The organism is Aquamicrobium defluvii (genome assembly GCF_004363725.1).
In the GTDB taxonomy this organism is placed as follows: Bacteria; Pseudomonadota; Alphaproteobacteria; order Rhizobiales; family Rhizobiaceae; genus Mesorhizobium; species Mesorhizobium defluvii.
Window position 1 is genome coordinate 62,457 of record NZ_SNZF01000014.1, and the last position, 16,852, is coordinate 79,308.

Below are 16,852 nucleotides of genomic sequence, written 5' to 3' on the forward strand. Positions count from 1 at the left end.
AAAGATTCTATCACCGTTTCGCCAACCGGAACCGGCTGACAATCGCGCGGACGCGGCCTGTCGCCACGTCCTTTTATCTCGTTGCCCGCAATCGATTATGGATCAGGTCACCAGACGATCGCAGGATGAAACCGGAACGCCGCGCATGGCGCGGGCGAAACCGGCCACGCAATGGGTGATCATCCTGATCCCCTCGGCCATTGTGGCCATTGTCCTCGAACTTGCAGGCATTCCTGCCGCGCTGTTGATCGGGCCGATGCTGGCCGCGATAGCGGCGGGTGTGAGCGGGTCAACCGTGCGGGTGCCGAGGCCGGCCTTCGGCATCGCGCAGGGGGTTATCGGCTGCCTGATCGCCAACTCCATTTCCGCCGACATTTTCGGACTGCTGTACACACACTGGCTGCCGATCCTGAGCGCGGTGATGGCTACCCTCGCCGCATCGGTCTTTCTCGGCTGGCTGATCAGCCGCTGGCGTATCCTGCCCGGAACGACCGCGCTCTGGGGCTCCGCCCCCGGCGCGGCGGCGGCAATGGTGCTTATGGCCGGCGCTTTCGGAGCCGACCAGCGCCTCGTCGCCGTCATGCAATATCTGCGTGTGATCATCATTTCCGTATCGGCCTCACTCGTCGCCAGTCTGTGGATCGACACCTCGCAGATGGCCGCGCCGGATGTCATCTGGTTTCCGACGCCAGGTCCAACCCTTCTCGCGGCGTTGGCGGTGGCGGCTGTCGGTTCGAGTCTCGGCCAGATTTTGCGCCTGCCCTCTCCGTTCTTCCTTGGCCCGCTGATCATCGGCATGGCGCTTCATCTCGGCGCAGGGCTGGTGTTCGATCTTCCGCCCTGGCTGCTTGGCCTCAGCTATGCGCTGATCGGCTTGCATATCGGGCTGGGCTTCACCAGACAGGCGCTTCAGCACGCCATGCGCGCCTTGCCGCAGATACTCGCTTCGATAGCCGTGTTGCTTGCCTTCTGCGGAGCGCTTGGATGGCTGATGAGCCGCGCCCTCGGCATCGATCCAATGACGGCCTATCTCGCCACCAGCCCCGGCGCCATGGAAACCATCGCCATCATCGCCGCAACCACCGACAATGTCGACGTGGCCTTCGTCATGGCACTCCAGACGACACGGTTCATGATCGTGCTTCTTGCGGGCCCTCCCTTGACACGGCTGTTCGCCCGAAGAATGACGACGTAAACCTGCGGCCGCGCAGGGCCAGACGATGTCACATGCCAGCAAAACGCTTGCCTCTGGCGAACGGCTCCTGTAAGAGATCGCACATGAACAGGCGCTCTGCATCCGCTTCCAACCGTCCGGCCGGGATCTCCGGCGAGACGTTGCGCGCGCTTGCCTCCACTGTCCTTCTTCTCGGCCTTATCGGCGATCGCCGGGTCCGCTGAAGGAGCGCCCGGCGGTCGATAGAGCCGTCCGGCAAGATGCTCCTTGGCAAACCTGTATCCGACGACCCGATTTTTTTAGTAAGGCACCCCTGATCTGATGACAGCCGCGAGGCACGGTCAGCGGGCACCGGAGAAGAAGACAATGAACGCAAGACAGGACATCCGCGCAACTTCCGCCCGCAAGGGCATGCCTGACGCGGCACGCAAATATCAATCCTTTCCGGTTCCGGCCCTGCCGGATCGCACCTGGCCCTCGAAGCGCATCGAGAAGGCCCCCATCTGGTGTTCGGTCGACCTGCGCGATGGCAATCAGGCACTGATTGACCCGATGGGACACGACCGCAAGGCGCGCATGTTCCAGCTGCTGCTGGACATGGGCTTTCCCGAAATCGAGATCGGCTTTCCCTCCGCCTCGCAGACGGATTTCGATTTCTGCCGTTGGGCCATCGAGGAAGGCAACGTGCCGGACGACGTCGATCTGCAGGTGCTGGTCCAGTGCCGGCCCGAGCTGATCGCCCGTACCTTCGAGGCGCTGGAAGGCGCGAAGACCCCCATCATCCATTTCTACAATTCGACCAGCGAGTTGCAGCGCCGGGTCGTGTTCGCCAAGGATGTCGCCGGCATCAAGCAGATTGCCACCGACGCGGCGAAGATGATCATGGACATGGCCGCCAGGGCGGGCGGCGGTTACCGTTTCCAGTATTCTCCCGAGAGCTTCACCGGCACCGAGCTGGAGGTGGCGCTGGAGATCTGCAACGCCGTGATCGAGATCGTCGATCCGACCCCGGACAACAGGCTGATCGTCAACCTGCCGTCCACGGTGGAGATGAACACGCCCAACATCTATGCCGATCAGATCGAATGGATGTGCCGCAACCTCGACCGCCGCGACAGTCTGATCGTGTCTCTGCATCCGCATAACGATCGCGGCACCGGCATCGCCGCCACCGAGCTCGGCCTGATGGCCGGCGCCGACCGTGTCGAAGGTACCCTCTTCGGCAATGGCGAGCGCACCGGCAATGTCGACATCGTGACGCTGGCGCTCAACATGTACACGCAAGGCGTCGATCCGGAGCTGGACTGCACCGACATCAACCGGATGAAGGACGTCTACGAATATTCGAACCAGCTCCGGATTCCAGAGCGCCACCCCTATGTCGGCGAACTGGTCTACACCGCCTTCTCCGGCTCGCATCAGGATGCGATCAACAAGGGCATGAAGGCGCTCAAGACGGCCAATTCCCCCGTCTGGGAAGTGCCCTACCTGCTGATCGATCCGCAGGATGTCGGCCGTTCCTACGAGGCCATCATCCGCATCAACTCGCAGTCGGGCAAGGGCGGCATCGCCTACATCATGCAGACCGACTACGGCATCAACCTGCCGCGCAACCTCCAGGTCGAGTTCCGCGACGTGATTCAGGAGATCACCGACGAGGAAGGCAAGGAACTGCCCTCCAAGCGGATTCACGACGAGTTCCGGCGCATCTATGTCGACCAGCCCGGCGGCCGCTTCAGGTTCGTCGACCATCACACCTACCCCGACACCGAGGTGAAGGGCCGGCGCATCCTCGAGGCGACAATCGACGACAACGGCGTGGAGACGAAGATCGAGGGCGTCGGCACCGGGCCGATCGACGGATTCGTCGATGCGCTCTCGCGCCATGTCGGCGTGGAGATGTCGGTGCTCGACTATTCCGAGCATTCCCTGCAGAGCGGTTCCAACGCCTCCGCCATTTCCTATGTCGAGATGGAGCATCCCGGAGGACGCCTGTTCGGAGTCGGGATAAACACGAACATCGTCGCTGCCTCGCTCGAAGCGATCGTATCGGCCGCAAATCGTATCGTGGCGGGTAAGTAACCGTTAACCAACCGGCCGGTTACCACTGGGTAACCGGCCGCCTTTCCTGCCGTGTCTCGTTAGCCAGTGCTTGTCCGAACTGGCCGGAACTCTATATGATCGACCTTCTCGCCGGCCGATGAGAGGTTCGACATTTGCAATCCGAAACGCCTGCCGCCCCCGCAGTGCGCAAGACGCTTGAACGGGTGCTAGCCAGCAACGCGTTCAGCCGCTCGGAGCGCGCGCGCGACCTTCTTCGCTATCTCGTCGAACGTGAGCAGGCCGGTCAGGCAGATCGCCTGAAAGGTTTCGCCATTGCCGTCGACGTCTTCGGCAAGGATGCTGATTTCGATCCCTCGACCGATGCGGTGGTTCGTGTTCAGGCAGGGCGCCTGCGCGACCTCCTCCAGCAATATTCCGTATCCGAGGGCGCATCCGACCCGTTGCGCATCGTCATTCCGCGCGGCAGCTACATACCCGAATATGTGCCGAACGGAGCCGAACCGTGCCCGGCCGACCCGGAAGAGGAGCAGGTTTCGAACCCGGAACCAGCCGCGGCAGCCGGCTCTGGCCCCTCCCTTTCGCGCCAGATGAATTTCATGTGGGCGGCGATCGGCCTGGTCGTGGTCTTGCTGGCGGCGCTGTATCTGCGCCAGACACAGCCGGCAGGCACGCAGCCGGAGGTGCCGTTGACAGGCAGCATCGGCACGCGGGCGCCGGACACGCTTCCTGTGATCTACATCAGCACGACCGGTGACGAACCCGAGCAGGCGGCCATGCTGGCGACACTGCGCAGCGGCCTGTCCGGCTTCGACACCATCGACTTCATCGGCCGCGATTTCGAAGGCAAATCCGATCCGGTGTCACAGGCGATGAGCTTCGTGTTCAGGATCGGGCCCGCGCGCCAGCCAGGCGGCGTCACCGTGGAGCTGCAGAACATCGGAAACGACCGCGTGCTGCTTTCCCATACATTCGATGCCGACGAGATCAGTTCCTCACGCATAGAGGACAGCGTTGCGGCCCTGCTCAGCACCACCACGACGGCTTCCGGCACGATCTATGCCTATATCGAGCAGGCCGGCGTCCAGACCGGTCTCACACGCTGTCTGCTTCTGAATGACGATTACTATCAGGACCCGATACCCTCGGTGCACAAGGCTGCCTACAGCTGCTTCGAAAGGCTGGTCGGGGAAGGCGGGAAATCACCGCTCATCTACTCTGAAATGGCGGTGCTGCATTTGCAGGCGGTGACCAGCCGCTACGACTATCCTGAAAACGCATCCCGCGAAAAGGCGCTCTACATGGCTCATCGCGCCGTGCAGATGGGCGCCACCAGCCCCTATGCCCATCGGGCCTATGGCTATCTGAATTCACGCCTCGGCAACACCGAGGAATCCATACGCTGGATGCGGAAGGCATACGAGCTCAACACCTACGACCTGTCGATGGCGGCAGCCTATGGATACGGCCTGATCTTTGCCGGCGATTACACGCAGGGCACCCCGATCATGGCGCGTGCTGTCGACGGCTCCAGCTCGCGGCCGTCATGGTGGGACTTCGGATTGTTTCTCGGTCAGTTCATGCTTGGCAACAAGAAAATGGCCGCCAATGCGGCTGAATCGCTCAAGCCGGCCTCGCCCCGCTCGCACTATCTGGCGGCACGGCTGATTGCAGCTGACTATATGAAAGACACGAGGACGCGCGACCAGCTCATCGCCACCCTTTCCGAAAAATATCCGCGTTTCGTCGCCAATCCGCGACGGGTATTTGAACAGCGGGAATATCCGCCGGACATGGTGGAGAAGCTCGTGGAAGCCCTGCGGGTGGCGGGCCTCGCCAAGGCGAGCTGAAGCGCGTCGATATTGCCGCACCCATTCCGCTTTCGACGCACAATTGCTATGTTAACGGCAGCTTAACCATGCGCGGAGCGGACGCCCATGAAGGATGCCAGCGAAAACGCCGCGCCGCGCAAGCTCGCGACCGCTATTCGCGAGGTGAAGAACGGTCTTGCCGACCGTGACGATGTCGTCGTCGACATGCGCGAGGCGCACCGCATGCGCCTCGAACTCATGGCTGCGGAACTCGCGGGCGTATTCGAAGATGTCCCTGACGATCTCGACATGTTCGATTTCGCGATATCGTCCGGCTTGCAGCCGCGCCTTTGGATCGACGCGGTTGCGCATGTCGCCATGGGGCGTGACCGCCGCACCTATCGCTTCGTTCGCGACACGCGGCAAGGCCGGGTGGTGCTGGCCGAATCCACCGCCATCGAACCGGTCGCGAACCAGGTGACACGCTACATCGCCGAGCGGATCGTCGAGCGCCAGCGCATGCTGGATGCCGGCACAGAAACAGGCGTTTTGGCCGGTTCATCCGGTGTCGCAACCAGCGGGCAGGATATGGAAATTCCAGCGAAGCGCAGCCGCTGGCCGGCGTTTCTGTCCGGCCTCGCCTTCGTGGGAGCCGGGGCTGTGGCGGGACTTGTCCTGTCGCTCATCCTGTTCTGGGACCGGATCAGGGCTCTCGGCCTCATCTTCTGAGCGAAACCACCTTTTCGCTCGAAGATGCCGTGAGATCGCGGGTCTCGAAGTCGACGGGCGGCAGCGAAGCGCCTTCCAGCCCGCGCCGCGTCAGTTTGAGGCGCCATCCCGCGCCGTCCGTCTCGATATCTATGAGATTGTACTGGGCCGGCGGCCGCTTTCCGCCCGGCGACTGCCCGGCTGCCGCAACGCCGACCACGGGCACCGGGCCATTGGCCCCTTCAAGATAGTAAAGGCTCGGAATATGCGAATGGCCGTGCAGCACGAGTTCGGCTCCATGGCGCGCCATGAGCCGCCCAAAGCGCCTGATGCCGAACAGCCGCTTGTGCTGCGGCACCGCGTGACGCACCGGCGGATGATGGATCATCACGACGCGGCAAAGCCCCCTCGCCGCAGTTTCTTCCAGCAGCGCCGCCAGCCGCTTTCCCTGGCCTTCGCGCAGATAGCCGTTGGCCATGAAGGGAGCCGTCGCGCGCGCCGTCGAAACCCCGATCAGCGCGACCTGTCCCCTTACCCGCAGATAGGGAAAGCTGTGCCTGTCCACCGGGTGCGACTGACCGTCGCCGCTCATCCACGGTGCCCAGGCCCGGCACGTCTTGTCGAAAGCGCCCGGCACATAGGCGTCGTGATTGCCCGGAACCACGGAGACATCTTCCGGCGCGCCAAGCGTCTCCAGCCACTGCCGCGCCAGCTCGATCTCGCCGTCGAGAGCCAGATTGACGAGATCGCCCGTCACCGCAATGTGGTCGGGCATCATGGCCTTCATGTCGCCGACAATGGTGTCGATGACCGCATCGTGCATGTGGCGGCGGCGATTGCGCTGCCAGTTTATATAGCCGACGGCCCGCTTGGAGGCGAGTTCGCGATAGGTTACATCGGGAAGCGGGCCCAGATGGGCGTCGGACAGATGCGCAAGCCTGAACATGGTCGCCTTCATAAGCGAGGCCAGCGCCTCTTTCCATAGAGTGCCCCCGAAAAACGGCCCCGCAGGAAACGGAAAGCACGATGCAGGGTTCCAGTCCGAAAGGCGCCACGGAAGAAAAAAGCCGCCCGCTCCTGCGGGTCCGGCTTTTCCATTTCTTCTTCATGCTGCGCAGGCCGATGACGCTCGGCGTGCGCGGGCTCGTGCATGACCGGAAGGCGGGAACCGTATTCCTGATCCGCCACACCTACCTGCCCGGTTGGCAATTGCCGGGAGGGGGCGTGGAGGTCGGCGAAACGATGGAAGCGGCTTTGGGGCGCGAACTGTCGGAGGAAGGCAACATCGCGATTTCAGGGGTACCGGTCCTGAAATCCATGCACCACAACCGCCAGGCAAGCCGGCGCGACCATGTCGGGCTCTATCTGGTCGAAGAGTTCAGCCAGCCGGCACCCAAACTGCCTGACAGCGAAATCGCCGAAGCAGGCTTCTTCCCGCTTCATGCGCTGCCTGAAATGACGACGCCTGCCACACGCCGGCGCATCGCAGAGGTTTTCGAAGGCGTCACGCCCTCTCCCTACTGGTAGGCCGGGGACCGAAACGGTCGCGGTCATGCGCCGCCGTATGGTCGACGTCAGGCCCGAGCGGCACAATACCGCTCGGGTTGATCGTCTTGTGGCTGCCGTAATAGTGCCATTTGATGTGTCGCATATCGACCGTGCCCGCCACGCCCGGAACCTGATACAGATCCCGCACATAGTTCGACAGGTTGCGATAGTCGGCGATGCGCTGCCGGTTGCATTTGAAGTGCCCCACATAGACCGGATCGAAACGCACCAGCGTGGTGAAAAGCCGCCAGTCGGCTTCGGTGATGCGCTGGCCGGTCAGGTAACGCTGGCTTGAAAGCCTCTCTTCCAGCTTGTCCAGCATGGCGAACACTTCGCCAAATGCCTCCTCGTAAGCGTCCTGCGTGGTGGCGAACCCGGCCCGGTAGACGCCATTGTTGAGCGCCGGATAGATTTCGTCGTTGAGCACATCGATTTCCGTGCGCAGAGGTTCAGGATAGAAATCGACGCCCGCATCGCCCCACTCATCGAACTCCGAATTGAGCATCCGGATGATCTCGGACGACTCGTTGTTGACGATGGTCTGGCGCGTCTTGTCCCACAGCACCGGCACCGTCACCCGCCCCGAGTAGAACGGATCGGCGCGCGTATAGATTCGGTGCAGGAAATCGAGCCCGTACAGCGTATCGCCCGTGGCTCCGTCGCCGGTCTGGAACGTCCAGCCGTTTTCGCCCATGTGATAATGGACGACCGAGACGGAGATGGCGTCCTCCAGCTTCTTCAGCGTTCGGAAGATCAGCGTGCGGTGCGCCCAGGGGCAGGCCAGAGAAACGTAGAGATGATAGCGTCCGGGCTCTGCCCTGAAACCGCGCTCGCGGCCCTGTGCCGGAGCGCCGTCGACCGTGATCCAGTCGCGCCACTGCGATTGCGCGCGTTCGAACCTGCCTCCGCTCTTGCCGGTATCGTACCAGCGATCCTGCCACTTTCCCTCGACCAGCAATCCCATGAGATATCCTTTCGCTGGCCCGATATTAGAGCACGGAAACGCAATCCGCAGCGTGCTGGGCCCGAAACAGTGCGTCAACCGCACCGGGGTTGCAAAAGGCCGATTGCAGAGGCCGGTTTTTGATGCTAGCCGGAGCCACCATGTTGGATTTCTTTGCAGCCATACGGTTCGACCGACGACGAAAGGACGCCCGCGCCTGAGCGCATTGGCGAACGCTGCCCCTGGCAGCGCCTTTTTCTCGCATACCGGACTGCAAAGACATGAGCCTTGCCGACGTCGCATACCTGCCGGAAACCCCGGCGCATGACCTCGAGATCGATTCCCTGAATGACGAAGCCTTCGGGCCCGGCCGCTTCGCGCGCGCCGCCTACAAGATTCGCGAAGGCGGGCCGCATGAACGCGCCCTCTCCTTCGTGGCGGTCAGGCAAGGCGCGGTCATTGCCTCGGTCCGCATGACGCCCATCGCTGCGGGAAAGGGCCGCTCGCTGATGCTCGGCCCGCTGGCGGTTCGCCCGGCATACAAAAGCCTCGGCATTGGCCGGCGGCTGGTGGCGATGGCCCTGGAGGCCGCCACAGGGGCCGGATGGCCCTCGGTGATACTGGTCGGAGACCAGCCCTATTACGGCCCGCTTGGCTTCACCAGAATACCGTATGGGCAGATTTCCATGCCACGCCCCGTCGATCCCGACCGGTTGCTGATCCATGAGATCGTTCCGGGCTCGGCGAGCGGCCTGACCGGCGATGTCGTTCACGCCGCGATGGCGCCACCCTGAAACCCGCATCCATTTTCAGGTCTGCTGCCAGTTGCAAATCAATCTCTGCCCGGCCAACACATGCTTTGGTAGCATAGTGTTTGATATGGTTGCAGCCGCGCGGCGGACCTCGTAAAGCAGACGCAGTTCTTGACAGAGAGGAGCCTGCCCATGAATGCCGAAGGCCAGATCGCAATCGTAACCGGTGCCGGCTCCGGCCTTGGCGAAGCCACCGCCCGCGCGCTGGCGGCAAAAGGCGCTCGCGTCGCCATCTTCGACGTCGGCATGGAGCGGGCGCAGGCGGTTGCGGCGGATATCGGCGGAATCGCGGTGAAATGCGACGTAAGCGACGCCGACAGCGGCGTTGCGGCAATGGCCGAAGTGCAGCAGAAACTCGGCGCGGCCCGCATTCTGGTCAACTGCGCGGGTATCGCCATCGGGGTAAAGACCATCGGCAAGGAAGGCCCGCACCCGCTCGATCAGTATCGCCGGGTAATCGAGATCAACCTTGTCGGAACCTTCAACATGATCCGGCTTTTCGCCGATGCGGCGGCGAAGCTGGAACCGCTGCACGGCGGCGAGCGCGGCGTCATCGTCAACACGGCTTCGGTCGCCGCCTATGACGGCCAGATCGGACAGGCGGCCTATTCCGCCTCCAAGGGCGGCGTGGTGGGCATGACGCTGCCGGTCGCGCGCGACCTTGCCCGTTCCGGCATCCGTGTCTGCACCATCGCGCCCGGCATCTTCAAGACGCCGATGATGGCGGCCATGCCTCAGGAAGTGCAGGATTCGCTCGGTGCCGCCGTGCCTTTCCCGTCACGCCTGGGTGAGCCGTCCGAATACGCCGCGCTGGCGCTCCACATCGTCGAGAACCAGATGCTCAACGGCGAGACGATCCGGCTTGACGGCGCAATCCGCATGGCACCCAGATAATCGCGCCGCAGACAGGCGGGCACCGGGTCTTCAAAAGCCCCGGCCCGCTTACAGGATGCCCCTTGCGCACGGAAAAGCCGAAAGGCATTTCCTGACGCACAATCCTGTTGCAGGAGACTGGCTTTGGAAGAAAAGGAAAAGGACGTCATCCGGAAAACGGATGACGAGGCTCGCCGGCTGGCGAAGGCGCTGGTCCGCAGCGCCCGCTTCGCCGCACTCGCGTTCAACGAAAAGGACACTCTTGTACCGATGGTCAGCCGTATCGGTCTGGCCACCGACCTCGACGGGACACCGGTCACGCTGATTTCCGGCCTTTCCGCACACACGCAGGCGCTGGATGCCGACCCCAGATGCGCCCTGCTCGTGGGCGAACCCGGCAAGGGCGACGCCATGGCTCACCCACGCATCAGCCTCGTCTGCCGGGCGCGGCGCATCGAGCGCGGCACGCACGAACACGCACGCATTGAGCGCCGCTACCTCAACCGCAATCCCAAGGCGAAGCTCTATGCCGGCCTGGGCGATTTCGCGTTCTTTCGCCTCGAAATCGAGCGCGCCAGCATGAATGGCGGCTTCGGCAAAGCCTACCTGCTCGATCGCGCCGACATCATCGCGGACAATGCGGTGAACGAAGCCTTTGCGGCCCGCGAGCAGTCCGCGATCGATCACATGAACGAGGACCATCGCGATGCCATCGCGGTTTATGCCCGTCATTTTGCAATGGCAAAGGACGGCGACTGGACCATCAGCGGCCTCGATTGTGAAGGCATGGACCTTGTTTCGGGCGACAAGTGCCTGCGGGTGTTTTTCCCCGAGCCGCTGGGCGCCGCAGAGGATTTGCGCCGCGTTCTGGCCGAAATGGCGAGGGCCGGTCGCGCGGCGGAGACGGCTCAGGGCGAGACCGGACAGGATCAGGGCCAAGCTTGAGATTTGACGCGGATGGCTTAGGCTGCCACTGCAACCGGGCTGGCCTGGAACTGATCGTCCTGAAGTTGCAGGCAGGGTTCTTGCCGAGCCCAAGCCCGGTGGGCAGGGCCGGCACGAGGGAGGGCGCATGCGTTCGACACAGAGGATCGTGACGGATCAGGCGGCGGCGTTCCTGGCGCTCATGGCCAACAGCAAGCGGCTGGAGATTCTTCAGCTCATCGTGCACGAGGAACTTTCGGTCAACACGCTCGCCGGACTGGTGGGGCTCAGCCAGTCGGCACTTTCCCAGCATCTGGCAAAGCTGCGCAGCAGCGGGCTGGTCGAGACACGCCGCGATCGGCAGACAATCTACTATTCCTGTCCCTCCCAGGCGGTGGCGCGCCTTCTGTGCCTGCTCGAGGATCTGTTTGTCGAGGCTGCCGCCGGAACCGCCCTTGCCACCTCGTCCTGATCGAGCGCCAGACCGGGTTCCCCGCTCCAGCCCCACGGCTTTATGCCATCATTGAAACCGCGAAGACTGAAATGAACCCGATCCGCATCGAAGACCCGCAAGACGAGCGCGTCGCGGCCTATGTCGACATTCGCGAGCGCGATCTCGTCGGGCGGCAGGGCCGTTTCGTCGCCGAGGGCAAGGTCGTTCTCGAAGCGCTGGCAGCAACAGGCCGGTTCGGGATCGAATCGGTGCTGGTGCTGGAAAACCGGCTGGCCGGACTGCAACCGATACTGGAACGCCTGCCGCCGCATGTTCCCGTCTACGTCGCCGGCCGGGATGTTCTGGACCGCATTGCCGGCTTCCACATGCACAGGGGCATTCTGGCGATCGGCAAGCGCGGTGAACTGCCCGCTGCGGCCGATCTGCTGGGCACCCTGTCCGCCAACGCGCTCGTTGCCGTGCTGGTCGGCATTTCCAATCATGACAATGTAGGTTCCATCTTCCGCAACGCTGCGGCTTTCGGAGCCGGCGCCGTTTTGCTCGACCGCACCAGTTGCGATCCGCTCTACCGCAAGGCGATACGGGTGTCGGTCGGGGCGGTGTTCAAGGTGCCGTTCGCCATCTTCGATGATGCGGCGGCATTGGCCGATACGCTCGATGCCGGGGGCTTCACCCAGCTCGCGCTTTCACCGCGCGGCGAACTGGATATTCGCGATGCGGTGTGCGAAGGCCCGCTGGCCCTTTATCTCGGCACCGAAGGCGAAGGGCTCCCCGAAGCGATCCTGTCCAGGATAAGGACCGCCCGCATCGCGATGGAGCCGGGCTTTGACAGCCTGAACGTCGCTGCCGCCTCCGCCATCGCCCTGCATCGCTTTGCGAGGATCGCGCCGGAGAAGCCGCGGCTTCCCTGACAGGCCGGTCAGCTGCCAGTCCCGGTTTCCTGCAAGCTGCGAACACGCTCCGCCAGGCTGCGCGTTCCCGACTGTGTGTTTTCCGTTGCGGAAAGAAGCTGGGCGATGGGCGATGCCGTTCCTTCGCGAACGGCAGTCATATGCACCACCTCTGCCGCCAATGCCGCCATCTGCTCGCGCAATTCTGCGTCCTTGCCGGCACCTGAGACATTCTCCTGCATCAACTGCCGCTCGAGCCGCTCGCTGCCGGCCTTGAGGCTGGCGAACTGCGCTTCATCCTTCGCCTGCGCGGACTTCCGCTTTTTTGTGGAGGCTCTGGCCGGCGCACGCTTGCTCCCCGTCACTTCCGCAGCCTTGCCCTTGTCACGCATCCGTGCAAGCTCACGCTCGCGCCGTTCCAGCTTTTCATCACGGTCGGCAACCGTGGAAAGCAGTCGCTGGACCCTGTCGTCCAGTCCGGCGGAACGTTCCCGTTCAACCTTGAGCGCCTCCCGTGCGCTGTCAGCCTGCGCCTTCGCCTCGCGCGCGCGCTGTTCCATGTCCCTCATCTGACTGCGAAGCTGGGCAATGTCCGCGGCTTGCTTGTCCAGTTCGGACTCGCGCCCCACCAGCTCGATCTGACGGCTGCTGGCCAGGAACGAAGCTTCCTCATACTGGCGCGCCAGCTTGCCAATCTCTTCCTCAAGCTCCCGGATTTTCTCGCGCATCCCGGCCAGAAGGGCGTCCTGCTTCGCCGCCTTCGCCTGCTCGTCGCCAATCTGCGAGGTCAGTTCCCCGATACGGTCTTCCAGCGCCGAAATGGTTTGCGACAGCCCGGCCTTGTCGGCATCGATGGCGCTGGCCCGCTGCTCCAGCCGCGCGATCTCGACCTTCTGACCGGCCTCCGTCTCCTGCAAGGCCGCGATCGTCATTTCCAGACGCCGCGCCTGCATGGCAAATTCGGCACGCACCCTGTCCTTGTCGGCCTGGAGTTCGGCGCGGGTGAGAGGCAACGCCGCCTCCAGACGCCTGTTCGTCAATTTCACCGCACGCCGCCAGATGGGCGGCGCGATCAGAAGCGCGATGAAGCCCGCGCACAGAAAGCCAAGCAGGAAGAAAAGGATCGACTGGACCAAGATGCGCTATCCGTTCCAAATTCCGCCGGCAGCGGCCCAAGGAGCAGCGATCCTTCGGATTCGCATCCCGCTCTTCAGGTCATCGCTTCCACGCGTGTCGTTACACCGAAACCGGCTCCCGCTTCCGGTGACGTGCCTGGAGCATCTTGCAGTCTGACAGAACCGTCTGACATCGCATAAATGCGGCCAGTAAAAGAAGCCGGAGCAGCGGACGCAGCGTTCGTCAGAACGCCCGCTGCGCTAGGCATGAACCAATTCCCATGGCCCGGCAAGATCGATTCGCGTCTTGCCGGAAGGAAACGGGTTCAGAAGGGATTCCAGGTCGGCGACTGCGTGAGTTTCAGATAGCCCATATTGATGCCAAGCCGGGCGCCCACCCCGGTGCGGATCGGCACAAGCAGCATCTGGTTGGACTTCAGCACATTGAACCCCACGCCGGCGATGACATAGGCCGAGCCGGCGACCCCGCCGAAACGGGTGTAGAGGTTGCTGATGTCATCGAGATTGTAGACCAGAACCATGACGCGCGAGCCCTGCCCGCCGAAGTCCCAGCCAAGCGAGGGGCCCTGCCAGAACACCTTATGGTCGCCCGCATTCTTGGTGTAGAGCGTACCTTCGCCATAGGTAAGCCCGCCGATCAGCGCGCCGGACCCCTCCTCGCCCAGAATATATCCGTTTGGCAACCCGTAGGACGAGAACACTTTCTCGACAACGCTGGCGAGGCCGCCAGAAGTGGAACCGAAAAAGCGGTGTCCGGAATCCACGATCTCCTGAGCCGTGTATTCCTGAGCTCGCGAGGCCGACACCGAAACGGCGAGCGCACTCGCGATGATGATGGTCGTAGCCAGAGCCCGGATGAAACCCAGCTCGCGGATTCGGGAAAACATGCAGTCAATCTCCGTAACGGAGCACCTTGCCTGCGCCTCTTGCATCCGCGATTCTGTGCCGACCGCTTATGATGCCTGTCACGGCAAACTATGCCGTAATCCTTTTTCAACCATTAACCTTTCAGATGAAGATGGCAGTTCGAAGGCTAAAACTGCCATTTTGGGGACATCCGCCTTGCGCGCACGATAGGATTTGCGGTCACGACGGCGCATCGGCCGGCAGCGATTCCGCAGGGTATATGGTGTTGGCGCAAGGTGGCGTATGCACGTCGACAGACTGATTCTTGCAGGGACCGCCGCTCATGACAGACCTTTTCACGCTTTCCGCGCCTGATCTCGCCGCCCTTCTGTGCAGCCGCGTCTGTCACGACATCATTTCCCCGGTGGGTGCCATCAACAACGGGCTGGAACTGCTCGACGAGGGCGGCGCCGACGAGGACGCCATGAACCTCATCCGCCAGAGCGCGCGCAACGCCTCGGCCCGCCTGCAATTCGCGCGCATCGCCTTCGGTGCGGCCGGCTCCGCCGGAATGCAGATCGATACCGGCGATGCCGAGGCCGTCGCGACGGCCTTCCTCAAGAACGAGAAGCCGGAACTGACGTGGACGGGCGGGCGCGCGTTGCTGCCCAAGAACAAGGTCAAGCTGCTGCTCAACCTCATCCTGATCGCCAACGCGGCCATCCCGCGCGGCGGCAGGATTTCGGTGACGCTGGAAAAACTTGAAACGGAACCGCGCTTCGTCATCTCGTCCAGCGGCCCGATGCTGCGCGTGCCGCCGAAATTCCTTGAGCTTCATTCCGGCAACAAGCCCGAAGAACCGATCGATGCCCATGCCGTTCAGCCCTATTACACACTGCTTATGGCACGCGAGGCGGGCATGACGATCTCGATCCACGCCACCGCTGACGAAATCACCCTGACCGCAACCTGAACCTTATCTTTGCGCGACAGCTTCTCCGGGCACGCATGCCGGAGAAGCTTTCGCGCGCAGGTTGCGGACCGGGAAATTTTGAAGAAAATTTTATTTGACAAATTTCCCGCTTTTTTACCCCTGCCCGCTACCATGTGCCAAAGCTCGCCATGGCCTTAAGCGCCGAAGCGCGGTTCGGGAAGAAAAATGAAGCAATTCTGCATGTTCGCTGACGGGTCCAATGTGATCCGTCGCGTCGCCAAACGCATCCTCGCCACTCCTGAACTCACCGTTCTGGAAAGCGGAACGGGCGCTGAGGCACTGGAAATCTGCCGCAGGACCATGCCGCACATCGTCGTCGTGTCCACCAACCTGCCCGATATGGAGGCCACCGACCTCATTCGCGAAATCCGCGCGATCAAAAATGCCCTGACGCCGAGGATATTGATTTCGCTGGTGGAAATGGATGTCGGCACGATCATGCGGGCAAGGCGCGCCGGTGCCGAGGGCTATCTGCTGAAACCCTTCGATCGCAACCATCTGCTGGGCTGCCTCCAGACGATGAAGATCGCCGCCTGATTCGCGCTGGCAGGCCATCGGCCTTTTCCAGATTCCAGTGTTGGCTTCAGGCGATTGTTTTTACGCCTCTATTTTCTTCACGACAGCTTCCTTCACGGGCAGACAAGCCCGGAGAAAAGAAAAGACCCGGCATTGCCGGGTCTTTTTCGGTTTGACGGAAAAGCGCCAGGTCAGGCGCTTTCGCGGATATCTTCCGGCTCGCGCAGCACATAGCCGCGGCCCCAGACCGTTTCGATGTAGTTCTGTCCACCCGAGCACGCGTCCAGCTTCTTGCGAAGCTTGCAGATAAAGACGTCGATGATCTTCAGTTCCGGCTCGTCCATGCCGCCGTAAAGGTGGTTAAGGAACATTTCCTTGGTGAGGGTGGTGCCTTTGCGCAGCGAAAGCAGCTCGAGCATCTGATATTCCTTGCCGGTCAGATGCACCCGCTGTCCGCCGACTTCGACCGTCTTGGCATCGAGATTAACCACGAGATCGCCGGTGGTGATAACCGACTGGGCGTGGCCCTTCGAACGACGCACGATGGCATGGATGCGGGCGACCAGTTCGTCCTTATGGAACGGCTTGGTCATATAATCGTCGGCGCCGAAGCCGAGTCCGCGAACCTTGTCCTCGATGCCGGCCATGCCGGAAAGGATAAGAATCGGCGTCTTCACCTTGGAAAGACGAAGAGTTCTCAAGACCTCATAGCCCGACATATCGGGGAGATTCAGGTCAAGGAGAATAATATCGTAGTCATAGAGCTTTCCGAGATCGACGCCTTCCTCACCGAGATCGGTGGTATAGACATTGAAGCTCTCGGATTTGAGCATGAGCTCGATGCTCTGTGCCGTTGCACTGTCATCTTCTATCAGCAGAACGCGCATCTCATTCCCCTTTTCTGCCGCCGAACCTCTTCACGACCCGTCCTGGTCCGCGGCAGCGATTGCCTGAATCGAAAACTGCCACCGAATGGTTAACAAATCCTAATTTCGTGCTTCGGACGATATCAGAATTTTTAACCTCTTTCCACACCCTGTTGAATCCAAAGATGATTCGGGGAAAGCCCAAATTCATCCACTACGTCAGAAAACTGCCGTAAGTGACTCATGGGACTCTCTCGCCGGCACAAAATCCGAAGCGGAATTTTTACCGGGTCTTA

The 16,852-nt window shown here is 62.2% G+C and carries 17 protein-coding genes; 12 read left to right on the forward strand and 5 right to left on the reverse strand.

What is annotated here, in order from left to right; translation table 11 throughout:
* The first annotated feature begins 145 nt into the window (after positions 1-145).
* The 4 genes from DES43_RS12280 (at position 146) to DES43_RS12300 (ending at position 5,775) form a co-directional block, all read left to right on the forward strand.
* Positions 146-1,195 carry an AbrB family transcriptional regulator gene (locus DES43_RS12280; RefSeq protein WP_166647746.1) on the forward strand — a complete coding sequence of 350 codons (1,050 nt, stop codon included), beginning with the start codon at positions 146-148 and terminating at the stop codon, positions 1,193-1,195.
* A 345-nt stretch (positions 1,196-1,540) separates the two neighbouring features.
* On the forward strand, positions 1,541-3,256 hold the full coding sequence (leuA, locus tag DES43_RS12290; RefSeq protein ID WP_035028384.1) for a 2-isopropylmalate synthase: 1,716 nt from the start codon (positions 1,541-1,543) through the stop codon (positions 3,254-3,256).
* A 134-nt stretch (positions 3,257-3,390) separates the two neighbouring features.
* Positions 3,391-5,085 carry a tetratricopeptide repeat protein gene (locus tag DES43_RS12295; RefSeq protein ID WP_035028387.1) on the forward strand — a complete coding sequence of 565 codons (1,695 nt, stop codon included), beginning with the start codon at positions 3,391-3,393 and terminating at the stop codon, positions 5,083-5,085.
* An 87-nt stretch (positions 5,086-5,172) separates the two neighbouring features.
* Entirely contained in the window at positions 5,173-5,775 is a 603-nt protein-coding gene (locus DES43_RS12300) for a hypothetical protein (RefSeq protein WP_035028390.1), read from the forward strand.
* Here the strand turns inward: DES43_RS12300 and DES43_RS12305 are convergent.
* The gene (locus DES43_RS12305; RefSeq protein WP_035028528.1) at positions 5,765-6,700 is read right to left on the reverse strand and encodes a metallophosphoesterase family protein; all 936 of its coding nucleotides are present in this window, start codon (positions 6,698-6,700) and stop codon (positions 5,765-5,767) included. The genes DES43_RS12300 and DES43_RS12305 overlap by 11 nt on opposite strands.
* Before the next feature lie 80 nt (positions 6,701-6,780).
* On the opposite strand from DES43_RS12305, the gene DES43_RS12310 reads away from it, so the two are divergent.
* Positions 6,781-7,281: an NUDIX domain-containing protein gene (locus DES43_RS12310; protein ID WP_035028393.1), complete on the forward strand. Its 501-nt coding sequence runs from the start codon at positions 6,781-6,783 to the stop codon at positions 7,279-7,281.
* Here DES43_RS12310 and DES43_RS12315 read toward each other — a convergent pair.
* Positions 7,259-8,266, reverse strand: coding sequence for a glutathione S-transferase family protein (locus tag DES43_RS12315; RefSeq protein ID WP_035028396.1), 1,008 nt, complete (start codon positions 8,264-8,266; stop codon positions 7,259-7,261). The two genes, DES43_RS12310 and DES43_RS12315, sit on opposite strands and share 23 nt — an antisense overlap.
* A gap of 260 nt (positions 8,267-8,526) precedes the next feature.
* Here DES43_RS12315 and DES43_RS12320 point away from each other — a divergent pair, with 260 nt between their 5' ends.
* The 5 genes from DES43_RS12320 (at position 8,527) to DES43_RS12340 (ending at position 12,219) form a co-directional block, all read left to right on the forward strand.
* Positions 8,527-9,039 carry a GNAT family N-acetyltransferase gene (locus DES43_RS12320; RefSeq protein ID WP_035028399.1) on the forward strand — a complete coding sequence of 171 codons (513 nt, stop codon included), beginning with the start codon at positions 8,527-8,529 and terminating at the stop codon, positions 9,037-9,039.
* 150 nt (positions 9,040-9,189) lie between these two features.
* A complete protein-coding gene (locus tag DES43_RS12325; protein WP_035028403.1) occupies positions 9,190-9,951 on the forward strand; it encodes a 3-hydroxyacyl-CoA dehydrogenase in 762 nt (253 codons plus the stop codon).
* A gap of 123 nt (positions 9,952-10,074) precedes the next feature.
* On the forward strand, positions 10,075-10,875 hold the full coding sequence (locus tag DES43_RS12330) for a HugZ family pyridoxamine 5'-phosphate oxidase (RefSeq protein ID WP_035028406.1): 801 nt from the start codon (positions 10,075-10,077) through the stop codon (positions 10,873-10,875).
* 127 nt (positions 10,876-11,002) lie between these two features.
* Positions 11,003-11,326 carry an ArsR/SmtB family transcription factor gene (locus DES43_RS12335; RefSeq protein ID WP_035028407.1) on the forward strand — a complete coding sequence of 108 codons (324 nt, stop codon included), beginning with the start codon at positions 11,003-11,005 and terminating at the stop codon, positions 11,324-11,326.
* A gap of 71 nt (positions 11,327-11,397) precedes the next feature.
* Positions 11,398-12,219, forward strand: coding sequence for a TrmH family RNA methyltransferase (locus DES43_RS12340; RefSeq protein ID WP_035028408.1), 822 nt, complete (start codon positions 11,398-11,400; stop codon positions 12,217-12,219).
* Between the two features lie 8 nt (positions 12,220-12,227).
* Here DES43_RS12340 and DES43_RS12345 read toward each other — a convergent pair whose 3' ends face one another.
* Positions 12,228-13,334 carry a coiled-coil domain-containing protein gene (locus tag DES43_RS12345; protein ID WP_035028409.1) on the reverse strand — a complete coding sequence of 369 codons (1,107 nt, stop codon included), beginning with the start codon at positions 13,332-13,334 and terminating at the stop codon, positions 12,228-12,230.
* Between the two features lie 305 nt (positions 13,335-13,639).
* A complete protein-coding gene (locus DES43_RS12350; RefSeq protein WP_035028410.1) occupies positions 13,640-14,221 on the reverse strand; it encodes a DUF1134 domain-containing protein in 582 nt (193 codons plus the stop codon).
* 302 nt (positions 14,222-14,523) lie between these two features.
* Between DES43_RS12350 and chpT the strand changes: the two genes are divergently transcribed.
* Positions 14,524-15,153, forward strand: coding sequence for a histidine phosphotransferase ChpT (gene chpT / locus DES43_RS12355; protein ID WP_035028411.1), 630 nt, complete (start codon positions 14,524-14,526; stop codon positions 15,151-15,153).
* A gap of 186 nt (positions 15,154-15,339) precedes the next feature.
* Positions 15,340-15,711, forward strand: coding sequence for a response regulator (locus DES43_RS12360; RefSeq protein ID WP_035028412.1), 372 nt, complete (start codon positions 15,340-15,342; stop codon positions 15,709-15,711).
* A gap of 170 nt (positions 15,712-15,881) precedes the next feature.
* On the opposite strand, the gene ctrA is transcribed toward DES43_RS12360, so the two are convergent.
* Positions 15,882-16,577: a response regulator transcription factor CtrA gene (gene ctrA / locus DES43_RS12365; RefSeq protein WP_035028413.1), complete on the reverse strand. Its 696-nt coding sequence runs from the start codon at positions 16,575-16,577 to the stop codon at positions 15,882-15,884.
* Positions 16,578-16,852: the final 275 nt, after the last annotated feature.

Excerpts from the sequence above, each read along its gene's own strand:
- DES43_RS12280 (WP_166647746.1), top strand. The coding sequence starts at position 146 with ATGGCGCGGGCGAAACCGGCCACGCAATGGGTGATCATCCTGATCCCC.
- leuA (WP_035028384.1), top strand. The coding sequence starts at position 1,541 with ATGAACGCAAGACAGGACATCCGCGCAACTTCCGCCCGCAAGGGCATG.
- DES43_RS12300 (WP_035028390.1), top strand. The coding sequence starts at position 5,173 with ATGAAGGATGCCAGCGAAAACGCCGCGCCGCGCAAGCTCGCGACCGCT.
- DES43_RS12305 (WP_035028528.1), bottom strand. The coding sequence starts at position 6,700 with ATGTTCAGGCTTGCGCATCTGTCCGACGCCCATCTGGGCCCGCTTCCC.
- DES43_RS12310 (WP_035028393.1), top strand. The coding sequence starts at position 6,781 with ATGCAGGGTTCCAGTCCGAAAGGCGCCACGGAAGAAAAAAGCCGCCCG.
- DES43_RS12315 (WP_035028396.1), bottom strand. The coding sequence starts at position 8,266 with ATGGGATTGCTGGTCGAGGGAAAGTGGCAGGATCGCTGGTACGATACC.
- DES43_RS12320 (WP_035028399.1), top strand. The coding sequence starts at position 8,527 with ATGAGCCTTGCCGACGTCGCATACCTGCCGGAAACCCCGGCGCATGAC.
- DES43_RS12325 (WP_035028403.1), top strand. The coding sequence starts at position 9,190 with ATGAATGCCGAAGGCCAGATCGCAATCGTAACCGGTGCCGGCTCCGGC.
- DES43_RS12335 (WP_035028407.1), top strand. The coding sequence starts at position 11,003 with ATGCGTTCGACACAGAGGATCGTGACGGATCAGGCGGCGGCGTTCCTG.
- DES43_RS12340 (WP_035028408.1), top strand. The coding sequence starts at position 11,398 with ATGAACCCGATCCGCATCGAAGACCCGCAAGACGAGCGCGTCGCGGCC.
- DES43_RS12350 (WP_035028410.1), bottom strand. The coding sequence starts at position 14,221 with ATGTTTTCCCGAATCCGCGAGCTGGGTTTCATCCGGGCTCTGGCTACG.
- chpT (WP_035028411.1), top strand. The coding sequence starts at position 14,524 with ATGACAGACCTTTTCACGCTTTCCGCGCCTGATCTCGCCGCCCTTCTG.
- DES43_RS12360 (WP_035028412.1), top strand. The coding sequence starts at position 15,340 with ATGAAGCAATTCTGCATGTTCGCTGACGGGTCCAATGTGATCCGTCGC.
- ctrA (WP_035028413.1), bottom strand. The coding sequence starts at position 16,577 with ATGCGCGTTCTGCTGATAGAAGATGACAGTGCAACGGCACAGAGCATC.